This window comes from Paludisphaera borealis (assembly GCF_001956985.1).
Lineage (GTDB): Bacteria > Planctomycetota > Planctomycetia > Isosphaerales > Isosphaeraceae > Paludisphaera > Paludisphaera borealis.
Genome location: NZ_CP019082.1, coordinates 2,005,838 through 2,027,470, shown reverse-complemented (window position 1 = coordinate 2,027,470; position 21,633 = coordinate 2,005,838). Strand labels below are relative to the sequence as shown.

The following is a 21,633-nucleotide window of genomic DNA, read 5'->3' as shown; positions in this document are numbered from 1 at the left end:
GCCCTGCTGGGAGGAATGCTCGGGCTGGGCGTCGGGCTGGCGGGTGGCTTCGCTCGGAGGAGCGGCTTAACCGCGATCCTCGGCGCGACGATCGGTTTGATTGTGGGTGGTGGTCTCGGATCTGCGGTGGCCTGGCCCGTTCTGTCCCTCTACCTGGACGCGGAGGACGCCGGTCCCGGCGAGTTGCTACGATCCGTTCTTATGCACCTGGGCTTGTGGCTTCCCATCGGCGTGGCGGCCGGACTGGCCCTCGGCCTTGGCGAGCCCCGGCGCATTCCGGCGGCCGTCCTTGGAGGGCTGGTCGGTGTGGCCCTGGCGACGATCGCTTACGAGATCCTCGGCTCGATCGTCTATCCCCTGGCCGAGACTGGCGGGCCGGTCGCTCTGGAATGGCAGCCTCGGCTGCTGGCCACGCTGCTGGTCGCCGTCGGCGCGGCTGGCGGCGCCGCGGCGCTGGTCAGGTCGAGCAAGTAGATCCTCGTCAGCCGAACGACCGGAGCACGCCGGCTGGGTCGTCGGTGATGAGGCCCTCCGCGCCAAGCTGGGCCATGTAGTCGGTCAGGCTACTCGGCCCAGGGGCGTTGACCGTCCAGACCGGGAACGATACCCGGCTGGCGCGGAGGTCGTCGATCATATGTCTTTCCAGTAGGCGCTCACCGAAGCTGATTTCCGGTAGGCCGTCGAATGAGCGCCCAGGCAATCGGCCAAGAGTTGGCAGGTTAGCCTACAACTGGAATGGATTGTTTGAGATCTGTAGCGAATAGGACATGCGAAGATCCGCAGTTGCATTCGTGCTCGAGAATTGGCCCAGGTTGTTGTTGAACTGAACGCCCCATGGAACTCCAATGGCCGTCCCATTGGGATTCGATCCCGCACCAGGCAAAGCGCCCACGGGTAGCGTCGCGGTCAGATCGAGATGCACGGTGCCTGTGCCTGTGGTGAAATTGTATTTAATCTTTTCCTGGCCAGTCGTGATGATTCCGGAATTAAGGGCAGCTGGGAAAGTAACAAGGTCAGGATTAGCCGCACTTCCGACCGTCACCTGGTTCATGGCACCCCGGACCGTAAGTGCTGGAGTAGTGAGATTCGAAAGGTAGATAATGTTACCGCCGGTAGCGGTCAAATCGTATGAAAAGGTCTCCTCCACGAACGCCGCAGGACCTCCTGCGGCGACGGTGTCGGCGAGAACGTAATTCCTGATGAAGTTGGATGCTGTGCCAGCTGCGACGAATCCGTTCCCCGTGCCGAAGATCTTTATGTTGAGATCCGAACCTGCCGTGACCGCGCCGGTCCCAGTAGGTAGAGCGGGAGGATTGGAATTGCCCGTGTCTATAACGTTTATAGATGCTGATTCCAGGGCGGTAGTCGTGCCGGGGGGGTTAGCGGAGATCGACCCGAGAACCTGGGCTGCGTTGAGGCCGGCGTTGCCCAGCAAGCCGTTCGCGCCGGCCCAAGTTCCGTCCTGAAGTGACTGCGAGTCGGCTGGAGGCCGACGGAAGATCATAGGGGCCGTGAGGGCTCGAGCTTCCAACCGTCCGTACCCCGATTTCGCAGACCACGCGGGGACGAAGTTCCTGCTGCGCCGCTTTTCGCATTGCCGAAGCGATAGAATTGACATGTTGCATCTCCTGGAGAGAGTGAAAGGCAGACATCTCAAAACCGACATGGCCTTCTTGGGCGCACTCAAAATTACTTGTTCGTTAGCAGCGAGTCAACTATATTAGTCCACTCAGCAAAAAATGGCAAAATCATCGGAGCCTCGGCCCTGGTCAGATTGAGCAAGTAGAATCTCGTCAGCCGAACGACCGGAGCATGCCGGCCGGATCGTCGGTGATTAGCCCCTCCGCGCCAAGCTGGGCGAGGTGGTCGGTCAGGCTGCCGGGTCCGTGGGCGTTGACGGTCCAGACCAGGAGCGGGACCTGGGTGGCGCGGAGGTCGTCGATCACGTCTTTCCAGAGGGCGCCTACCGACGACGACGCCCGGTAGGCGGTCGAATGCGCGCCGAGGCAGTCGGCCGAGAGGTGGCAGGTCTGCGCGCCGACGATCTGAGACGTGTAGAGGCCCGGGCGATGCAGGGGATTGCTCTGCAAGACGCCGAGCGGCACGGCGCGATCCGGCGAGCCGGCCGTCAGGGTGCGGAGCTTGGCCAGCTCGCGGTGGTCGAAGCAGGAGATCAAGACCCGCGAGGCTGTCTCGGTCCGCTCGATCGTCTCCAGAACGGTCCGCGCCAACCCGGGGTAGCCTTCGGGAAACGATTTCAGTTCGACGTTGATCAGGAAGTCGAGTTCGGCCGTGAGCCGGAGCGTCTGTTCAAGGGTGGGGATGCGGACGGCACCGGTTGCGAAGACTTTGCGGGCGTCGCCGAGCGCGTTCAGAGTGCCGAACTGCTTGGCCGAGCGGTAGCCGCCCGATTCGGCGACGAACCACGAGCCGGCGTCGAGGGTTTCGACTTCCTTCCAGTCGAAGTCGGAGACGTACCAGCCGCTCTTGCCGCGCGGGTCGCCGGCGAACTTCATGGCAACGTCGGTCGTGCGCTTCAGACTCTCGTCGTGGAGCAGGACGGGGACGCCGTCGCGCGTGAGCTGGACGTCGATCTCCCAGGCGTGCGCGCCGGCCTTCTTGGCCGCGCGGCCGGCTTCCAGGGTGTTCTCCGGCGCGTGGAACGAGTCGCCGCGATGAGCCACGACGACGGGCGCACGTCGCTTCGACTTGAGAAGTTCGATGAAACGGTTGTCCATATACGTCTCCTTCGCGAGGTGTGGTTCGATCTCAAGCCGGAACTTGAGGATTTGTTCGGCGTCGCAACCCTGTGTTGATTCTTAAGTTTCATTCATTCGCGGGTCTGCAGCTTGGCGAGCGTCCTTCGATTCCCGCCGCGGGGCCGAAATCCGATCGACCTGGTCCGGTTTTACGAATTCGGAAGTGAATCGGTGATCGGCCGTCCCGGTTTTTCCGACTTTATACACGGTATCGTTATGTCCGGCATGTTGCGCAGTCGGGACAAGGAGAGTTCGACGCGCAATCGCCCAGATCGAGAAACGAGTAACCCGATGACGAACCGGTCATGGCCGACGATACGGCACTGGACGTGCTGTATCGCGGTTTGCTTCCTGGCATCTCAAGCGTTGGCGAACGGCCAGGAAGCCGATAACGAAAAGAACTCGTCTAGAGTGGGGAGCCGGTTGCGTCGGTTCTTCGGTGGAGCTGAGGCGAAGCCCTCGCGTGGGGGAGTCGCGGTGCGTCCTGATGCGCCTTGGGGGGCGAGTTATCTTCGCGGCCAGAGTCCCGAGCCGGCGGCTCCCGCGCCGGCCCCGAGTCGACTCCGCACGTCTTCCCCGAGCGCACTGACCAATGATAGCGCGGTCCAGAGGGTGCAGAACGCCGTCACCGCTGGCGAAGCTCCCCAAGGGGCGGCCGAGGCTCCTCCGCTGCCTTCCCCGACCGGCGAGGTTCCGGTCAATCCGGTCGATCTGAATGTTCCCGCCTCCGACCGCGAGATCGGCGGCGGCGAGTCGACCACCGCCGAGGCCGCCACGGAAGCCGCCGACGCCGACAAGGAAGGGCAGGTCAAGCACCTTCAAGACCTGCTGGGCTACGAGGAGTCGCCGGTCAAGATCTACGGCTGGATTCAGAACAGCTATACCGGCAATACCAACGGCAAGCCCAAGGACGGCGAGAACTTCGGGGTGAACCCAAACCACCGGGCGAACTCGTGGCAGGGGAACCAGTATTACATCGTCGTAGAGAATCCCCTCGAGCAGAACGACGAGATCAACTTCGGGTTCCGCGTCGACAGCCTGTTCGGCAACGACTGGCAGTTCAACTATATGCAGGGGTTCGCTAACAACGCATTCAAGCTGAACTCGTTCTCGGGCTACGACATGGCCCAGCTCTACGGCGAAGTGCACCTACCGTTTCTGACGGAAGGCGGCATCGACGTCAAGGGGGGACGTTGGTACACGATCGCTGGGTATGAACAGGTGCCGGCGATCGCACGTCCGTTGCTGTCGGTGCCTTACATGTTCAACTACGGCCAGCCGTTCACCCACCTCGGCGTTCTGACCACCTGGCATGTCACCGACAAGATCAACCTCTACAACGGCGCCATCAACGGCTGGGACCGCTGGGTCGACGAGAGGTTCGCCTGGGGATACATCGGCGGCTTCTCCTGGACGAGCAAGGACGAGAAGACGACCCTCGCGACGACCGTCGTCTGGGGGCCGAACCAGTTCCCCAACCAATTGCCGAACGGTCAACAGATCTATCCCACGGGCTACGTGAACGTTCCGTCCATCGCCGGCCTCCCCAATCCCGGCTACTTCCGCAACGATCGAACGCTGTTCACGACCGTCGGCACGCATAAGTGGAATGATAAGCTCACGCAGGTCATGGAAACCGACCAGGGGTGGGAACGCTCGATCCCCGGCCTCGGCTCGGGCGGCGAGAACGGCCAACCCCGCAGCGCCACGTGGTTCAGCTACGGCAACTGGTTCCTCTACCAGTTCCACCCGAAGATCACCGGCGTCTGGCGATCGGAAGTGTTCTGGGACCCGCAGGGCGCCCGGACCCAGAAGATGATCAACAACCAGTTCGTCGGCGACACCTACTATGAACAGACCGTGGGCGCTATCTATAAGCCGAATCCGAACATCTGGATTCGCCCTGAAGCCCGGTACGACTGGTCGCAATACCACGCGGCCTATAACGACAACACGCGCAACAGCCAGTTCACCCTGGCGGTCGACGTGATTTTCCTCTGGTGATTCGACCGCCGCTCTGAGTCAGAGCCTTCGTGGGCGTCTCTCCCGCCCGCGTATCTCGACTGCACTCGCACTGTGATCGTCCCCGATGAGCCGCCCCCCGCCTTTCACCTCTCGCTCGCTTGAATCGAACGTCGTGGGCGTCTCTCCCGCCCGCGCGGCGTTCCTTCCGCCTACACGTCTTGATAAGTCCTTCGCTCAGTTTCTTCGCATGGCACGAGTCTTGCTTCAGGAAGGTCTTTCGTAGCCGGCATCCTCCCGCTTGCCGCTCCTCAAGTGATCCGCCTGTTCGCCTAAACCTCGATAAATAGTCGCCTTGCGACTTTCGAGACAGCGAACGGACGGGCCTGGTCTCCTGGAGCAGAGGATTGCGGAAGACTCTCCAGTGCCTCGAAACTAGAAGGACACGCCTATGAAACGCGCAGTATTCCCCTTCCTGATTCTGGTTGTGATGGCCGTTCTGGCCACGGTGATTCCCGCAACGGGAAAGGCCCTCCCGCCGGGAGACACGCTGAACACGGGCGACGTCGCCTGGATGCTGACGGCGTCGGCCTTGGTGTTGCTGATGACGCCGGGGTTGTCGTTCTTCTACGGGGGAATGGTCAGCAGCAAGAATGTGGTTTCGACGATGCTTCAGAGCGTCATCGCGCTCGGCGTCATCAGCCTCTTGTGGGTGGTGGTGGGTTTCAGCCTGGCGTTCGGTGACGACATCGGCGGTGTGATCGGCAATCCGCTGACGTTCTTCATGTTCGACAACGTCAGCGCCGCGCCGGTGACCTTGGGGACGGGCGACGGGGCGCTCAAGATGACGATCCCGCTGCTGGTCTTCGCGATGTTCCAACTCAAGTTCGCCATCATCACGCCGGCCTTGATCACCGGCTCGTTCGCCGAGCGGGTGCGGTTCTCGGCTTACTTGCTGTTCATGGTGTTGTTCAGCCTGTTGATTTACTGTCCGCTCGCGCACATGACCTGGCACCCCCAGGGGATCTTCTTCAAGTGGGGCGTGAAGGACTTCGCCGGCGGCACGGTCGTCCACATGTCGGCCGGGTTCGCGGCGCTCGCCGGAGCGATGATCCTCGGGCGTCGCAAGACGCACCAGGCCAACGTCGCCCATGAACCGGCGAACATCCCCTACGTGATGCTCGGCACGGGCATGCTCTGGTTCGGCTGGTTCGGGTTCAACGCCGGCTCGGCCGGGGCGGCCAACGGCACCGCGGCCCTGGCCTTCGCGACCACCAACACGGCGTCGGCCGTCGCGATGCTGGGCTGGATGTTCTTCGACTGGATTCGGGGCCGTAAGCCGTCGGCGATGGGCGCCTGCATCGGGGCCGTCGTCGGCCTGGTGGCCATCACGCCCGCCGCCGGCTTCGTCACGGTCCGCGAGAGCATCGTCATCGGCCTGGTCGCGAGCGTGCTCTCGAACATGGCCGTGCATCTCAAGACGAAGTCGACCCTCGACGACACGCTCGACGTCTTCCCCTGCCACGGCGTCGGCGGCATGGTCGGGATGATCGCCACCGGGATCTACGCCACGGACGTCGGCCTGAAGTACGGCAAGACCGAGACGTTCATGTACCACATGATCGCGCTTGTGATCGTCGCCGTCTTCTCGTTCGTCGGCTCGATGATCCTCTACAAGCTGGTGGACCTCATCGTCCCGCTCCGCGTCCCCGAAGACCAGGAGTACACCGGCCTCGACCTCAGCCAGCACGGCGAGGCGGCCTGGCGGCTCAACGGCCTGCTCAGCGGCGTCGGCCATTCCAAGCATGTCGTCGTCGAGGAAGAGCTGATCGTCACCTCGTAATTCAGCGCGAGCAAGAAAGCAAGAAACCCGAAGGGCCCGGCCTGGAACGTCTCCCGGCCGGGCCCTTTCGTTGCTTTTCGAAGTCGTTCGGGGTGGACCCGCCTTGGGACTGGAGTAAGGTAAGGCCCCACGCGTACAGGAGCTTGTCGTCGTCCAGTGGAGGGATGCCGTGAAGTTACCCCGCCTCTCGGTCAATTCGGTCATGATCGTCGTGTTCGCCGTCGCCGTCGACTGCATGGCGATCCGGTCGATTCGAATCCGTCCCGGGGTTCTCACGGGAGCGCTCGATGTGCTCTTATTGGGGACGCTGCCGATGGCGAATATCTTGGCCGTCGTACTCACTCGCCTGGTCTGGCGGCGAGATCAAACGAGACCGTTCCGACTCGGATTCGTCGTCGTCGGACTGCTCGCCGTTCTCGGCACGGCGGTTGGGCTCAAGCCGTTGCTCTCGTACCTTGAGTCGGTCCTGGTTTCCACGACCTTGGGAGACTGGCTCGAATCGTCCGAGATCGGTGCGATGGTCGTCGCCTATGGCGTTATTCCCGGTCTGCTGCTGCTTCTCCAGTTGCTCGCCGCCCTGACTGGTGGTTCGCTGGCGCGGAAGTTCGCGGCCAAGGTGGAAGCGGCTCCGGCCGTCGCCTCCCCGCGCCGACTTCGACTCGGCGCGCTGTCGACGATGACGATCCTCCTTGCGGCGCCCGCTCTCGTGACCGAAGGAACTCTTCGCTGGAAGATCGACTCGATGACTTTCAGGCATCGCGTCGGGGCCAAAGCGGTCATCGACGTTAAAGTGTTCAACGGCTGGAGAGTGGCTCTTCGGGATGGATCGACGTTCTTGCTGCCCAACGGCTCCGAGGTCCGGGTCGACGACGACAGCCAGCCGTCGAGCCTTGCGGGAATCCGGACCTCGACGGGCGAGCAGTTCGGCGATCATCGAGCCGTGCGCGTCACCCTGCTCGACGGCGAGTGGACCGGCGAACCGACGTCAGTGCCCCGGCAATTGCTCCGGGCCGTTCGCTAGCGCGGCGGCCAGGATGGAGCCCCGACAAAGAACGGATTATTAAATCATCAAATATGATTACGTTGTCTCGAAATAGAAGTCCGAAGCGCCAGCGAGTGAATTCCCCGCCGACCGGACCATTCACTCGCTGGCGTTTCGGGCTGCTTCCCAAATTACGATCTGTGGTTTGCCGTAGGGGCGCCCCTTGTGGGTGCCCGATCGCCGAGCGTGAGCGGTCGACGTGAAAGGAACCGGGCACCCACAAGGGGCGCCCCTACCGGACCTGGTCGTGACGCCATGCGCCCCCCATTTCATGGGGCCGGGGGTCTCCACGGCGTCATGGTGGTTTGTATTTCGAGAGGTCGGGATAGGTGTCGGGTCGTTAGTCCGATGGGAGAAGGAAGAGAGTTTCGACGTCTCTCTATGATCGTTGCATGTGGCGCAAGAGCGAGCCGCGTCAGCCGGGGAGCGCGATCTCCGGGCTCTGTATGTGGCGGATGTAACCTTCGGCGAAGAGGCAGCCTCTTTCGACGCCGCGCATCCGGGCGACTTGTTCTTGCAGGGCGTAGAATTTTTCGGGCGATTGGCTGGCGTGGGCGAAGCAGGCGCGGCGTTTTCTCGGCTCGGTCGCGGTGACGTCGACGTAGTGCGTGGGGGCGAACTGCACGGTGTCTTCGCCGTTCGACACCTCGTAATAGAAGAGGGCGAAGCTTCGCTTCAGCTTTAGCCAGGCGTCGTAGACCAGCATCGACATGGCTCGGTGGTCGGCGTGGTTGTCGATCGGCCAGTGGGTGAATACCACGTCCGGACGCTCGGCCTCGAGGATCTTGTGGAACGCCTCGTAATGTGCGCGGTCGACCACCGCGTCGCCGTCGATCTGCCCGGCGAAGATCGGTCGGGCCTTGAGGATTTCACAAGCCTTGCCGGCCTCGGCGACGCGAACCCCGTTCTTGGGTTTTCCAGTCGGCACGCCGTCGTTCAGATAGAGCAGCACGGCGTCGTGCCCGTCGTCGGTCCAGCGGGCGATCGTGCCGCCGCAGCCGTACTCGGGATCGCCAGGATGGCCGCCGGTGACGACCAACTTCCGCTTGGGATGCGTCGGCTCGGACGGACCCGCGCCGAACGCGGCGGTCCCCAGCACGGAGGCGCGGCCCAGCAGCTCTCGTCGATGGATCGGCGGCATGGCGGAGTCGATCTCCCTTCGGCGGTTCCACGAAGGCCACGAAAAAAGGGTCCCGGCCGGCTTGGCGCCGGAGCAGGACCCTTTTCGACTGAGCAACGCTATCGGCGAGAGGCCGACAGCGTCTCGGCTCTCGTGCGCTTCATCACTTGATGAACAGCATTTCCTGATAGGTCGGCAGCGGCCAGAGGTCGCTGGCGACGAGGGTTTCGAGGATGTCGCCGGCGGCGCGGACGGCGTTCATGGCGGGGATGACGACGTCGCGCGAGTGCTTGGCGTGGTCGAGCGAGTCCCCCTTGGGGTGCTCGTCGATGACGTCGGAGAGGCGGTCGGACGCGCTCTGGAGTTCGTCGATGGCGTGGACGATCTCGTTGAGCAGGGCCGTCTGGTGCTTGGGAACCGTCGCCCCGGCGGCCTTCAGGTTGGCCACCGCGGAGGCGATCACCGACTGGTAGCGGAGGGCGGCCGGCAGGATCATCCGCGAGGCCATCTGGAGCGTGAGCTGCGATTCGATCGCGATGGTCTTGCGGTAGCCTTCCAGGAAGATCTCGTACCGCGAGTGCAGCTCGCGCTCGGTGAAGATCTTGTACTTGGTGAACAGCTCGACGGCCTTGGGGGAGACCAGGTCGGGGAGGCTGTCGATCGTCGACCGGCGGTTGGGCAGTCCGCGCTTCTCGGCCTCGGCGTGCCAGGCTTCGCTGTAGTTGTCGCCGTTGAAGACGATCCAGCGCGATTCCTTGATCACCGACTGGAGCAGCTTCTGGATCTCGGCGTTGAGGTCCTTGCCCGGCGCCACGGCCTGTTCAAGCTGCGTGGCCATGTAGTCGAGGCTCTCGGCGACGATCGAGTTGAGGACCACGATCGGACCCGCGATCGACTGGGCCGAGCCGCAGGCGCGGAACTCGAATTTGTTGCCCGTGAAGGCGAACGGGCTGGTGCGGTTGCGGTCGCCCGGGTCGCGGGGCAAGGTCGGCAGGACCGAGACGCCGATCTTCAGCTCGCCGCCGGACTTGGCCGACTTGGCTCCTCCCTTTTCGATCTGCTCGACGATGTCTTCGAGCATGTCGCCCAGGAAGATCGAGATGATGGCCGGCGGGGCCTCGTTGGCGCCGAGGCGATGGTCGTTGCCGGCGTGGGCGACGGCCACTCGCAGCAGGTCGCCGTGCCGCGACACGGCGCGGATGACGGCGGCCAGGAAGATCAGGAACTGCGCGTTGTCGTGCGGCGTGTCGCCGGGGCGCAGCAGGTTGTTTCCCAGGTCGTCCGACATCGACCAGTTGACGTGCTTGCCCGACCCGTTGACGCCGGCGAACGGCTTCTCGTGGAGCAACGCCTGGAGGCCGTAGCGATCGGCGATCCGCTTCAGGCTCTCCATGACCAGCATGTTGTGGTCGGTGGCGACGTTGGCGCTCTCGAAGACGGGCGCGATCTCATACTGGGCGGGCGACACCTCGTTGTGCCGCGTCTTGACGGGCACGCCGAGCTTGTACAGCTCGGTCTCGGTTTCGAGCATGCAGGCCAGGACGCGCTCGGGGATGGAGCCGAAGTAGTGGTCCTCCATCTCCTGCCCCTTGGGGGGCTTGGCGCCGAAGAGGGTCCGGCCGGCGTTGATGAGGTCGGGACGGGCGTAGTAGAAGTTCTTGTCGATCAGGAAGTATTCCTGCTCGGGGCCGGCCGTCGTGCTGACCCGTTCGGCCGTCGATCCGAACAGCTTGAGGATGCGGACGGCCTGGTGCGAGAGCGCCTCGACCGACCGCAGGAGCGGGGTCTTCTTGTCGAGGGCCTCGCCGGTCCACGAACAGAAGGCGGTCGGGATGCAGAGCGTCGTGCCGTTGGGGTTGTCGAGGATGAACGCCGGGCTCGTCGGGTCCCAAGCCGTGTAGCCGCGGGCCTCGAAGGTGCTGCGGATGCCGCCGGAGGGGAAGCTCGACGCGTCGGGCTCGCCGCGGACCAGTTCCTTGCCGCTGAACTCGGCGACGGCCGTGCCGGCCTCGGTGGGTGACAGGAACGAGTCGTGCTTCTCGGCCGTCAGGCCGGTCATCGGCTGGAACCAGTGGGTGTAGTGGGTCGCACCCCGCTCCATCGCCCATTCCTTCATCGCCGTCGCCACCACGTCGGCGATCGAGGGGTCGAGGGGCGCGCCCTTCTGCACCGTGGCGCGAAGCGTCTTGTAGACGTTTTCCGGCAGCCGGGCCCGCATGACGTCGTCGGAGAAGACGTTGATGCCGAAGAGCTGGCAGACCGGCGTGACCGACTTGGGCGCTCTTCGGCCCAGGTTGGACCAGGATGTAATGGCTTCCACCGCGGAGTCGTATGCGCTCTTATGTTCCATCGAAAGGCTCCATCAAACAGAGTTGGTGGGTCCGAAAACGCGCGAATGTCGCCCTGACTGGGTTCTGCACGGCCCTTCGAAAGGGAGAAGAGTCCACAGAGAACGATCTTCACGCGGCCCGCCCTCGACTGAGTCAAGGGAATTCGAAGGGGGCCGCAAGACCGACACATAGCGCGGAGTTTGGGAACGCCTATCGATCCGGAAAGCCTTGGTGCACGACCGGAATCTCAGAACGAAGAACGCTTCGCCGGGCCGTCCCGGTCGTCTCGCTCACGTCCAAAGGATGATCGTCGCTGTGATGACAAGGCCGGCGAGTGGTCAGAGGGGGATCACGAGGACGGCTCCATCCGGGTGCGTCCCGGAGATCTCAATAGAGTCGCGCCCGCGACCCGTCGCACTGCCGTTTCGCCTCAGCGCGGGAGAGTCGCCGATCCTGGGATTGCGTTTGATCTCCGCCCAACGAACGGGCGGTTTCGAGATCCCATTCTCGCAGGCAGGAATTATATCCTCCGACGCCCTCGATCGCCAGACCCTCATCGTCTTCGCATGTAAGAAACCGTCGTCGAGTTTTGGAAGACTGGGGAGCGGAGAGTTGAGGCGATCGGTGGGGAGAGGAAAAACCGCGTGAGGCCGCCCGTTCGAGGGCGAGCGGACGGCTTTACGAAGCGATCGAATCGACGGCGCGAGCCGCGCCGTCGGGTGATTTCTGCTTACTTTTTGCTAAGCTTGTCAAGCTTGGCGACCACCGCTTTGGCGTCGTCCTTGACATCCTTCTGGCACCCTTTGCAGCAGATGTAGAACGTCCGGCCCTCGGCGCTGACCTTGATCGGGGCACCCATGGCACCGAGGTGTTCGTCGCTCACCGGGCAGACCGCCTGGGCCAGAGCGACGGCCTGGTCGTCGGCCGGAAGTTCCTTGATCGAAGCGACTTCCTCTTCGGTCAGCTTGACGGCTTCGGCCTTGGGGCCTTCGAGGCTCGGCTTGGCTTCGGTCTTCTTCGGCTCGTCGGCCGGAGGGGTCGGAGCCGGGGCGGGCGTGAGCGTCGGCGTCTTGTCCTTGTCCTCATCCTTGGCCGGGGCGGGCGTGAGTGTCGGCGCCTTGTCGTCCGCCTTGACCGGGGGAGCGGAGGGCTTGCTCGCCGTCGGCGTCGAGCTGGGCGTCGACGCGCTCGGGGCCGCCGCCTCTTCGCCCGCGCAGCCGATCAGGAACGAGAGAGCCAGGGCCGATGGGAACAAACGGTGTCGAGTCTTCAAGGTGCGATCCTTTCGGTGGTTGGAACGCGAGCGCGCCGCGGCCTGCGACGGCTTCATCCAATGGATCGCATTGTATCCCTCAACAAGCCGGATCGCCAAGCGCGGGGCGGAGGCTTCCTGAGATTCGAAGGATCGCGACTGGAACGGGGCCTGGAGCGTTCCGCCGTTCAGAAGGCGCTGGCGTCGTCGTCGTCGGGGGTCTCCAGGGGAATCCCCTTGTAGATCCGCCGGTTGTCGAGCGCGTAGACGCGGTCGGTGAAGTCGTCGTCGGTCTTCGACAACAGGCGCTGGCGGGCTGCGACGTTCATCTTGGCGTCGAGGTCGTCGATGTACGACACGAGCAACGCCTCGATCGTCTGGGGCAGGATCGGAGCGCCGAATTCGCGCTTGCCGTGATGGGAGAGGATCGCGTGTTCGAGGAGCAGGAGGAGTTCCTCGGGGAAGCCGTCGATGGTCTTCGCCGTCTCGCGAACGAGGTCGCGGCCCATCAGGACGTGCCCGACCAGCGAACCTTCCTTCGTGTACCGCGCCTCGACCGGGTGGTACTTCAACTCGCGGAGCTTGCCGATGTCGTGCATGATGATCGCGGCGATCACCAGCCCCTTGTCGAGCGGCGGATTCAGCGTGTCGTAGTAGCCCCCGTAGTGCTCGACGAGCAGTTCGCCCACACGGCTCATGCTCCAGACGTGCTCCAGGAGCCCGCCGGTGTAGTTGTGATGCATGCTCTGCGCGGCCGGCATCTTGCGAAGCAGGTCGTCGTGGTCGTTGAGGATCTGGAGCACCAACTGCTTGAGGTGCGGCTCGACGATGTATTTGTGGACGCGATTGAGAATCGAGTCGATCAACTTCTGCGGTGGATACTTACCACTCTCGACGAGGTCATTGAAGTCGTAGCCGTCGGCGGCGTCGGCGTCGGTGGCGGGACGGATGCCTAGGATCTCGATCTGCATCCCGTACCGGAGGTTGAAACTGGCGCGCATCTGGAGGCGGTAGGCGAGGCCCTCGGTCCAGCCCTCAGCCTCCTGGATGTAGCGGTGGTCGTGCCAGAGGGGTGCCTCGCAGGCGACGCGCTTGTCCCGGAAGAGGCATTTGATGAACGGCTGGTTCGCCTTCGTCATCCCCCGCGTCTTTTTGACCAAGGCGGCGAAACAGACGGCTTCCTGGCCGTCGACGACGTCCGAAAGACGAGTCACGACGTTGGCGATGGCAGGCATGTCGTTGCTTCCCCTCATCGGGACCTCGGACAAGGATCGGCGACGGGCCGAGACGCCCAACGCCGAAACCGACGGCCGTCTCGATCCATGAGTGGAGAGCGGCTCGCGTGATGGCTCAATCGGCTTCTACGTGTCAAGTTTACACCATGCGCCGCTCCAAAAGCGCTCATTTCGTTCAGTCAGCCGGCTTGGTCGAATTTTCGGCTCTGTACCTTGCTAGACTCGGCCAAGTTATCCTGAGGCTTTCCGACCCCGCGTCTTTCCCTTGGGATCGTTGTCGCCTGGTCATTTACACACTGTTTCAGCGAAGGTGGGATTTGTCATGGCGATCACGCCCGGGGGCAATCGGCGGACGATCGAAACACTCGGGAGGATGGAACTTACGACGCCGATCAAGGACCTCGCGAGCCGTCGATGGGACGCGATCGTGGTGGGCGGCGGCCATAACGGGCTGACGGCCGCGGCGTATCTGGCCCGCGCGGGGAAGTCGGTCCTGGTGCTTGAGGCGCGCGACCGCGTCGGCGGGGCCTGCACGATGGAAGAGGTCTGGCCAGGATTTCGGCTCTCGCCCTGCGCGTACCTGGTCGGACTCCTCCACCCGAAGGTGATCGACGAGCTAAGCTTGCCGGCGCACGGGTTCCGGTGGTCGCCGGCGGCGGCGGGCCTGTTCGTCCCGTTCGACGACGGGAGCAGCGTTCAATTATGGGACGACGACGAACGCTGCGCGGATGAGATTCGTCGCCTCTCCCCCGTCGACGTCGAAGGCTGGCGCGACTTCTGTTCGGTCAAGAGCCGGCTCCGCGACGCCCTGCGACCGGAGGGGGACGACGACTTCTGGATCGGCAAGGCGCCGACGATCGACCAGATCGACGAGCGGCTCGGCGGCGATCACGAGGCCCGGCGGCTCTTGTTCGAGTGGTCGATGGTCGAATGCGTCGAGAATTACTTCCAGGACGAGCGGCTCCAGATGGCCTACCTCGGCCAGGGGGTGATCGGCACCAACGCCAGCCCGCACGATCCCGGCACGGCGTCGATCCACTTCCACCATCAGTCCGGTCGTCTCGGCGGAATCGCCGGGATGTGGGGATATGTCGAGGGGGGCATGGGGGTGGTGTCGTTCCTGCTCTGCGACATCGCCCGCGACCTCGGCGTCGTGGTCGCGACGGGGACACCGGTGGCGAAGATCTTGCCGGGAGAGGGGGTCGAGCTTGAGGGAGGCGACCGCATTCTCGCCGACGTCGTAGTCTCCAACGCCGACCCTCGGGTTACGCTTCGACTGCTCGGCGACGCAGTCGACCCCACCTGGAAGGCGCGCGTCGAGTCCGTGCCGCAGGTCGGCTGCACGCTGAAACTCAACGTCGCGCTCAAGGAGTTGCCCAGCTTCAAGGCGCGGCCGGGCGTGATGAACGACCATCATAAGGGGCAAGTCAACACGCCGCTGACGAAGGCCGAATGGGCCGAGGGCTTCAAGGCGATGCGTCGAGGAGAACTGCCCGATCGGCTCTGGACCGAGTTGTATTTCCACACCGCGCACGATTCGAGCGTCGCCCCGCCGGGGGTTCACACGATGAGCGTCTTTGCCCAGTACGTGCCGTACACGTTCGCGCGCGGCGACTGGGACGCGCGGCGTGAGGAGGTGAGGCGGCTCGCCCTCGATTCGATCGGCCGGTTCTGCGAGAACATCCCCGACGCCGTGATCGACGTCCAGGTCCTCGGCCCGCCCGACATCGAGAAATCAGTCGGCCTCACCGGCGGCCACATCTTCCAGGGCGAATGTCTTCCGCCCTTCATGTGGGCGAACCGCCTCACGCCGCGAACTCCAATGCCCGGCGTCTTCCTCTGCGGCGCCTGCACCCACCCCGGCGGCAGCGTCATCGGGATCAACGGCCGCAACGCGGCAATGGACGTGCTCGGGCTGTGATTAATCGGCGACCAGGAATACGTAGCGCGGTTTGGATTTGGGTTGCACGCGGGATGGGGCGGAATTCCCTTCTCCCCCTGCGGGAGAAGGTGCCCCGCAGGGGCGGATGAGGGGTTCCTCGATCGCCTTGGCCCTCGCCCCCCCCTCATCCGGCCGTTCCGGCCACCTTCTCCCGCGAGGGGAGAAGGCATGCTCGCGACAGCCTGTTTTGACCCTTGTAAGCATCCCAAACGTAAACCGCGCTGATGCGGGATGATCGGAGAGCGGAATGGAAGTCCGAAGCGCCAGCGAGTGAATGGTTCCGACGGCCCAACGCTGATTCACTCGCTGGCGCTTCGGGCTTCCATCAGACCGCCCGCAGCGCCCGTCGGTCTCGGCTTCGCAGGGCCACGCCGGCCCCGCCCGCCAGGCTGATCCCGCCGGCGACGAACACCAGCCAGTACCAGTCGAGGAGCGTCGCGGTTGAGGGCTCGACCGCCTGCTGCCAGTTGGGCCGGTCCGGCCCGAGGTCGGCCAGAAACGGTTCGAGCGCAAATTCGGCCTCGGGGATCGGCCCGAACCGGCATTCTTCCACGTCCAGTCGGATGGTCCGTTGCTTGGCCGGTATTGTCCTGACGAACGAGCGCAGGGCGGGGCGGCCGTCCGGATGGCTTCAGGGATTGAGCGGGTCACGCCGAATAGGTGTGGATTGACGGTCGCAAGGGCGCTCCGCGCGCCGTGTCGTAAACTGACCCATAAGGGGAAGGTGCGCCTTTCGCTTCCGCGCTCGTTGTCGATTCGGCGGTCGGTAAGTCGTCGCACCGTTACGACCCGGCGGGCGTCGGCGGCGAGGGTGGAAAAGTGGACGAGCGAACCCAATCCGCTACTGGGCCGGCGGCCGGTGAGGGAATCGTCGGCGAGGGTGAAAAATGGCCGATCGAACCCAATCCGCCTGGGCCGACGGGGTCGGCCGTCAGGCGGGGCGAGCCGCTTTCGGCGCAATCGAAGCCAATCGGAAGTCGGCAAGCAAAATGTTGGTATAGCAATAGTTACGGTGACAGAACAGGCGGTTGGGCTGCGCAAACGAAGCCAATTTCGGGTCGATGGGGAAGGGCCGGGGCGGTCGCGCCGGATGGGTTCATTCGCGAGGAAGGATGGCGAGTGACGACCTGGTTTCGGCGCGAACAAACCCAATCACCCGACGGGCGACTCCAGGACGACCTTCCGGACGACCCGGCGTCCCCGTTTCATGGGTCCGGGCGTCCCGAAGGGGTTATGAGGGTTGCAGGGGCTTTTCAGACCACGGAACGGAAGTAGGCGAGCGTCCGTTTCAGGCCGTCGGGGCGGTCGACGATCGGGTTCCAGCCGAGCAGGGTCTGGGCCTTGGTGATGTCGGGCTTCCGGCGCTTGGGGTCGTCTTCGGGGAGGTCGTTGTAGACGATCCGGCTCTTGGTCCCCTCGACGAGCGCGATGATCTCCTCGGCGAGCTGGTGGACGGTGATCTCCGACGGGTTGCCGATGTTGACCGGCAGCGCGTAATCGGCCTTGAGCAGGCGGTGGATGCCGTCGACCAAGTCGGTCACGTAGCAGAAGCTCCGGGTCTGTTCACCCTTGCCGTAGATCGTGATCGGGTCGCCGCGGAGGGCCTGCTTCATGAAGTTGGGCAACACGCGGCCGTCGTTAAGGCGCATCCGAGGGCCGTAGGTGTTGAAGATTCGGACGATGTGCGTCTTCACGCCGTGGAACCGGTGGTAGGCCATGGTGATGGCCTCGGCGAACCGCTTGGCCTCGTCGTAGCAGCCGCGCGGGCCGATCGTGTTGACGTTCCCCCAGTAGTCCTCGCGCTGCGGGTGGACGTCGGGATCGCCGTAAATCTCCGACGTGCTCGCCAGCAGGAACCGCGCGTCCTTGGCCTTGGCCAGCCCGAGCGCGTTGTGGGTGCCGAGCGAGCCGACCTTGAGGGTCGGGATCGGGTGGGCGAGGTAGTCGACGGGGCTGGCGGGGCTCGCGAAGTGAAGCACGTTGTCGACCGGGCCGTCGAGTTCGATCGGCTCGGAGATGTCGTGCCGCACGAACCGGAACCGCGGGTCGGCCGCGAGCTGATCGATGTTCTTGAGCGACCCCGTCAGCAAATTGTCGACGCAGACGACCTCGTCGCCGTCGTCGAGAAACCGCTCGCAAAGATGCGAGCCGACGAACCCGGCTCCTCCGGTGATGACCGTTCTCAAGTTGTTCCTCCTGATACGTCCTTGATCCTGTCGGCGCGGATCTCTCTCCGCTATGCCGCAGCCGCCCATCATAACGCGACTCGCGATGCTCACGAAACCCGGAACCTCGATACGGATCGCTACAGCCGGTCGCCGGGAATCAGGCGGAAGAACCGCTTGAGGCGGTGCATGAACACACGAAGCCGGACCCGCCACGATCGAAGCCGTCGAGCCCGCGCGGCTCGAAGGGCCAGGGCGGGGGAGATGTCCTCGAACGAGAGGAGATCGACGAGGTCGAAGCCGAACGGCCGGAACTCGGCTGTGTATCCGTTTCGGAGAAGACACTCGACCATCAGCGACGCGGCGGCGAGGTTGTAACTGTGAATGAAGAAGCGCGTGCTGATATGATGGGGGCGAGGCTTGGCGCAGAGCCAGCGGACGACGGCCATGCCGCAGTCGTCGCGGCTGGTGTCGACGAACTGTTCGCCGCCCAGGTCGTGGTCGAGGTGAACCTCATCCCAGCATTCCGACAATCGGACGATGCACGTGTCGGCCGACTTGACCCAGACGGCCTCGGGGCATCGTTGGAGAAAGACTTCGACCCTTCGAGCGTCGTCGTCCATGAACAAGACGCGCCGGGGCCGGGACGCGGGTTTCGTCGACGCGGCCGGCGCCGGCGCCACCCGCGACGCTTTCAAGCCGTTAGGCGCAGTCTGAGCCGCCACGTCGGCGGGAGTCGCCGACGCGGAATCCGCAGCCTCAGTACGCGGCGGCGTCTCGGTCACGAACATGACCTTCTCTCTCGGTCGGACCAACCCCGACGATTACGAAACCGCGCCCTATTCCGCGCCTTCGTCGGCCCGGCCTTCCCTCGTCAAAGGATACTCATGGATCGGGACGGACTGCGCGGTCAGTTCGTGTAAGCGACGATAGCCGGACGTCACCCGCGCCTCCTCGGCAGCCACGAACTCGTCGTCGAGCAACCGCTTGGTGAACGCCCCGGCGACCTCCACCGGTGGAAACTCGTCGGCCACGATGAACTGGGCGAGGATCGGATTGCACCGGATGTGCCGCTCGGGCAGCTTGTGGAGCAACTCGGGATCGACCTCGCCGAGCGTATAGCGGAGATAGAGGTCGGAGTCGGCCAACTCCTCGACCTCCTCGCCGCAGACCACGCAGAGGTATCCTCGTTCGCAGCGGGCCATGATCCGACGTTCTCCCAGGCCTCCGGCCTTCGTCCCGGCCGACGCTGGCGAGACGCCGGCCGGCGGTGTCACCCGAACGCTCTCACTGCGCAAAGTCTAGTACATTCGCCATCGAGTACCAACCCGCCGGTTTGCCAGCCAGGAACCGGGCCGAATCGATCGCCCCGCGGACGAATCCGTCGCGGTTCAGGGCGCGGTGGCTGAGTTCGAGCGTCTCGCCAAGCAGGCCGAAGCTCACCGTGTGCTCTCCCGGACAGTCGCCCGACCGCACCGCGTGAACGCCGATCTCGCCGGGCTTACGCTCGCCGACCAGTCCCTCGCGACCGTGGACCAGATGATCGGCGCCGGACGCCTTGGCGGCGATCTCGGCCAGTTTCAACGCGGTGCCGCTGGGGGAGTCTTTCTTCAGATGGTGGTGGCGTTCGACGATCTCGATGTCGGCGACCCCGGCCAGCGCGGCGGAGGCCTCGCCGACCAGTCTCATCAACAGATTGACCGCACGGCTCATGTTAGGAGAGAGCAGGATCGGGATCGTCGCCGAGGCCGCTTCGAGGGCCTTACGTTGCTCCGGATCGAAGCCCGTCGTCCCCACGACCAGCGCGATCCCGTTCCGGGCGCAAACCGTCGCCAGTTCGAGCGAGGCGGAAGGATGGGAGAAATCGATGACGACGTCGACGCCCTGGCGCTTTTCGAGGGCCGAGAGGGGCTCGATCGGCACGTCCAGCCGGCCGATTCCGGCCAGCTCGCCGGCGTCCTGGCCGAGTTTCGGATGCGCTTCGCGGTCGATCGCGGCGACCAGCCGCACGCGCGGGTCTTCGGCGATCAACTGGATCAGCCGGATTCCCATCCGTCCGAGCGCCCCATGAAGTCCAATTCCCACAGTCGCCGTGCTCACGGGCCGGTTTTCCTTTCAGTTTGTCGAGTCGAGATGAAGCGGTCGAAGATCGCGGCGGCCTGGGGCCGACGTTCACGCGCCGGCGGATTCCGCCTCGGAATAGAGGGCGATCGTCCGGATGATGTCGTCGAGGTCGTTCGGCACGATGACGGGGCGGTTGGCGAACCCAGCGCGGCGGACGCCTCGACTCCCCAGGACTTTCTCGAAATTCTCCTGATCGGCGCCGTGGTAGGCGACCGTCGCCGTCGGGTCTTTGAGCTGGTGCCCGGTGAGGATGCAGACGACGCGGTCGGACGGTGCGATGACCCCTTCCTCGCGGAGCAGTTTGGCACCGGCGACGCTCGCCGCGCTCGCCGGTTCGCAACCGAGCCCGCCGGCTCCGACGCGCGCCTTGGCGTCCATGATCTGCTGGTCGGAGACCTGGCGGACCACGCCGTCGCAGAACTCGAGGGCGCGGAGGCACTTCTTGAGGTTCACCGGCCGGTTGATCTCAATGGCCGAAGCGATCGTCGACGCCTTGACGCCCGAGGCGTCCAGCTCGTTGTAAAACGCTCCAATCTTGGCGGAGTCGGCCAGGCCGCTCCGCCAGCGGACCTCGCGGGCGCTGTAAAGCTCATTGAGCGTGCGCGCGCCGGCGGCGTTGATCACCGCCAGCCGAGGAACCCGATCGATCAACCCAAGGTGCTTGAGCTCGATGAATGCCTTGCCGAACGCACTCGAATTGCCGAGATTGCCGCCGGGGACGACGATCCAGTCGGGGACCTCCCAGCCGTTGGCTTCGAGCACCCGGTACATGATCGTCTTCTGGCCTTCAAGCCGGAACGGATTGACCGAGTTCATCAGGTAGATGCCCAGCCGATCAGAGACCTCCCGGACTCGGGTCATCGCGTCGTCGAAGTCGCCGACGATCTGCACCGTGAGCGCCCCGTGGTCGAGCGCCTGGGCCAGCTTGCCGTAGGCGATCTTGCCCGAGCCGATGAAGATGATCGCCTTGAAGCCGTGATCGGTCGCCGAGCAGTAGACCGCCAGCGCCGCCGAAGTATTGCCCGTGCTCGCGCAGGCCACCCGACGCGCCCCGACCATCCGGGCGTGGGTGAACGCCGCGGTCATGCCGTTGTCCTTGAAACTTCCCGACGGGTTCATACCTTCGTATTGAAGCATCAAGTTGCCGGTCGACATGCCGACGAACGCGCCGACCTTGTCGGCTCGCTGCAACAACGTCTGGCCTTCGCCGATCGTCACGATCCGGTCGGCGGGGGCGAACGGCAGCAGTTCGCGGAACCGCCAGACGCCCGAGAAGCAGAGCGGGTCGAGCCGGCGCGACCACTTCGCCTCGAAGTCGCTCAGGGCGCGCGGGACCGGCAGCCGGTCCCAATCGTAGACCACGTCGACCAGATCACCGCACTTCGGGCACGAGAAATGAGCCTCGTCGATCCCGAACGTCGCGGAGCACGACGGGTTCAGGCACTGCTGATAGGCGGCTTCAGTCGATCGCTCAGTCGTCGGAATCGAATACCCGGCCATCGGTCGCTGACTCTCAATGGGCCTCGAACCATGTCGCTTTTTTCCACACCCTCGCCGTCAAGCCGACGAGGTCGTATCATCCAGACCAAGCCGTCGCCCTGGCGGTCGGTCCCCTGCCACTCTAATGGAAACCCCGGTCGCCTCACAAGCCAAACGGCTCACGACGGCACCCTCCGAACCGACCTTGAGGCCTGGCCTGAATTCGACGGTTAGGCAACCATTGCAAGCGCTTCGGTCGCTCCTGGATTCCTCGTACTGGTCTCATCAAGAGCTTCGTGGGAGGATAGACACAAGGGGGCTTGACTGGATTGAAGGATGATTCTATTATGCCTCAAGCGATTCACAGTTAACAATACCGT

Annotated in this window: 18 protein-coding genes; 5 read left to right on the top strand and 13 right to left on the bottom strand. The window is 64.2% G+C overall.

Annotation, left to right across the window (positions count from 1 at the left end; translation table 11 throughout):
* Nucleotides 1-126: 126 nt before the first annotated feature.
* Nucleotides 127-474 carry a hypothetical protein gene (locus BSF38_RS07975; protein ID WP_210405691.1) on the top strand — a complete coding sequence of 116 codons (348 nt, stop codon included), beginning with the start codon at nucleotides 127-129 and terminating at the stop codon, nucleotides 472-474.
* Between the two features lie 7 nt (nucleotides 475-481).
* On the opposite strand, the gene BSF38_RS31275 is transcribed toward BSF38_RS07975, so the two are convergent.
* The 3 genes from BSF38_RS31275 to BSF38_RS07970 form a co-directional block, all read right to left on the bottom strand.
* The gene (locus tag BSF38_RS31275) at nucleotides 482-634 is read right to left on the bottom strand and encodes a hypothetical protein (RefSeq protein WP_168189336.1); all 153 of its coding nucleotides are present in this window, start codon (nucleotides 632-634) and stop codon (nucleotides 482-484) included.
* Nucleotides 635-724: 90 nt separating this feature from the next.
* The gene (locus BSF38_RS30600) at nucleotides 725-1,435 is read right to left on the bottom strand and encodes a hypothetical protein (protein ID WP_145952019.1); all 711 of its coding nucleotides are present in this window, start codon (nucleotides 1,433-1,435) and stop codon (nucleotides 725-727) included.
* 358 nt (nucleotides 1,436-1,793) lie between these two features.
* On the bottom strand, nucleotides 1,794-2,738 hold the full coding sequence (locus BSF38_RS07970) for a glycerophosphodiester phosphodiesterase (protein WP_076344562.1): 945 nt from the start codon (nucleotides 2,736-2,738) through the stop codon (nucleotides 1,794-1,796).
* A gap of 633 nt (nucleotides 2,739-3,371) precedes the next feature.
* Between BSF38_RS07970 and BSF38_RS07965 the strand changes: the two genes are divergently transcribed.
* The 3 genes from BSF38_RS07965 to BSF38_RS07955 all read left to right on the top strand — a co-directional run bounded on the left by BSF38_RS07965 (nucleotide 3,372) and on the right by BSF38_RS07955 (nucleotide 7,585).
* Nucleotides 3,372-4,763, top strand: coding sequence for an outer membrane beta-barrel protein (locus tag BSF38_RS07965; protein ID WP_076344560.1), 1,392 nt, complete (start codon nucleotides 3,372-3,374; stop codon nucleotides 4,761-4,763).
* 448 nt (nucleotides 4,764-5,211) lie between these two features.
* Complete coding sequence (locus tag BSF38_RS07960) at nucleotides 5,212-6,564, top strand: ammonium transporter (RefSeq protein WP_420819239.1); 1,353 nt, start codon at nucleotides 5,212-5,214, stop codon at nucleotides 6,562-6,564.
* 169 nt (nucleotides 6,565-6,733) lie between these two features.
* Nucleotides 6,734-7,585, top strand: coding sequence for a hypothetical protein (locus BSF38_RS07955; protein ID WP_076344558.1), 852 nt, complete (start codon nucleotides 6,734-6,736; stop codon nucleotides 7,583-7,585).
* A gap of 436 nt (nucleotides 7,586-8,021) precedes the next feature.
* Here BSF38_RS07955 and BSF38_RS07950 read toward each other — a convergent pair whose 3' ends face one another.
* The 4 genes from BSF38_RS07950 to BSF38_RS07935 form a co-directional block, all read right to left on the bottom strand.
* Nucleotides 8,022-8,747 (bottom strand): PIG-L deacetylase family protein, encoded by a 726-nt coding sequence (locus tag BSF38_RS07950; protein ID WP_076344556.1) that lies wholly within the window; start codon nucleotides 8,745-8,747, stop codon nucleotides 8,022-8,024.
* A 142-nt stretch (nucleotides 8,748-8,889) separates the two neighbouring features.
* Nucleotides 8,890-11,076: a glutamine synthetase III family protein gene (locus tag BSF38_RS07945; protein WP_076344554.1), complete on the bottom strand. Its 2,187-nt coding sequence runs from the start codon at nucleotides 11,074-11,076 to the stop codon at nucleotides 8,890-8,892.
* A gap of 710 nt (nucleotides 11,077-11,786) precedes the next feature.
* Nucleotides 11,787-12,329, bottom strand: coding sequence for a TRASH domain-containing protein (locus BSF38_RS07940; protein ID WP_076350679.1), 543 nt, complete (start codon nucleotides 12,327-12,329; stop codon nucleotides 11,787-11,789).
* 167 nt (nucleotides 12,330-12,496) lie between these two features.
* Nucleotides 12,497-13,543: a 3'-5' exoribonuclease YhaM family protein gene (locus tag BSF38_RS07935; RefSeq protein WP_076344552.1), complete on the bottom strand. Its 1,047-nt coding sequence runs from the start codon at nucleotides 13,541-13,543 to the stop codon at nucleotides 12,497-12,499.
* A gap of 322 nt (nucleotides 13,544-13,865) precedes the next feature.
* Between BSF38_RS07935 and BSF38_RS07930 the strand changes: the two genes are divergently transcribed.
* Nucleotides 13,866-15,464, top strand: a complete 1,599-nt coding sequence (locus BSF38_RS07930) for a phytoene desaturase family protein (protein WP_076344550.1) — start codon at nucleotides 13,866-13,868, stop codon at nucleotides 15,462-15,464.
* A gap of 346 nt (nucleotides 15,465-15,810) precedes the next feature.
* Here BSF38_RS07930 and BSF38_RS07925 read toward each other — a convergent pair whose 3' ends face one another.
* The 6 genes from BSF38_RS07925 to thrC form a co-directional block, all read right to left on the bottom strand.
* Entirely contained in the window at nucleotides 15,811-16,038 is a 228-nt protein-coding gene (locus BSF38_RS07925; protein WP_076344548.1) for a hypothetical protein, read from the bottom strand.
* A gap of 700 nt (nucleotides 16,039-16,738) precedes the next feature.
* Nucleotides 16,739-17,671, bottom strand: a complete 933-nt coding sequence (locus BSF38_RS07920) for a UDP-glucuronic acid decarboxylase family protein (protein ID WP_076344546.1) — start codon at nucleotides 17,669-17,671, stop codon at nucleotides 16,739-16,741.
* 119 nt (nucleotides 17,672-17,790) lie between these two features.
* Nucleotides 17,791-18,441, bottom strand: a complete 651-nt coding sequence (locus tag BSF38_RS07915; protein WP_145952018.1) for a cyclic-phosphate processing receiver domain-containing protein — start codon at nucleotides 18,439-18,441, stop codon at nucleotides 17,791-17,793.
* A gap of 48 nt (nucleotides 18,442-18,489) precedes the next feature.
* Entirely contained in the window at nucleotides 18,490-18,855 is a 366-nt protein-coding gene (locus tag BSF38_RS07910; protein WP_076350678.1) for a hypothetical protein, read from the bottom strand.
* Between the two features lie 82 nt (nucleotides 18,856-18,937).
* Nucleotides 18,938-19,750, bottom strand: coding sequence for a 4-hydroxy-tetrahydrodipicolinate reductase (gene dapB / locus BSF38_RS07905; protein WP_076344543.1), 813 nt, complete (start codon nucleotides 19,748-19,750; stop codon nucleotides 18,938-18,940).
* 72 nt (nucleotides 19,751-19,822) lie between these two features.
* Nucleotides 19,823-21,274, bottom strand: coding sequence for a threonine synthase (thrC, locus tag BSF38_RS07900; protein WP_076344541.1), 1,452 nt, complete (start codon nucleotides 21,272-21,274; stop codon nucleotides 19,823-19,825).
* Between the last annotated feature and the right edge of the window lie 359 nt (nucleotides 21,275-21,633).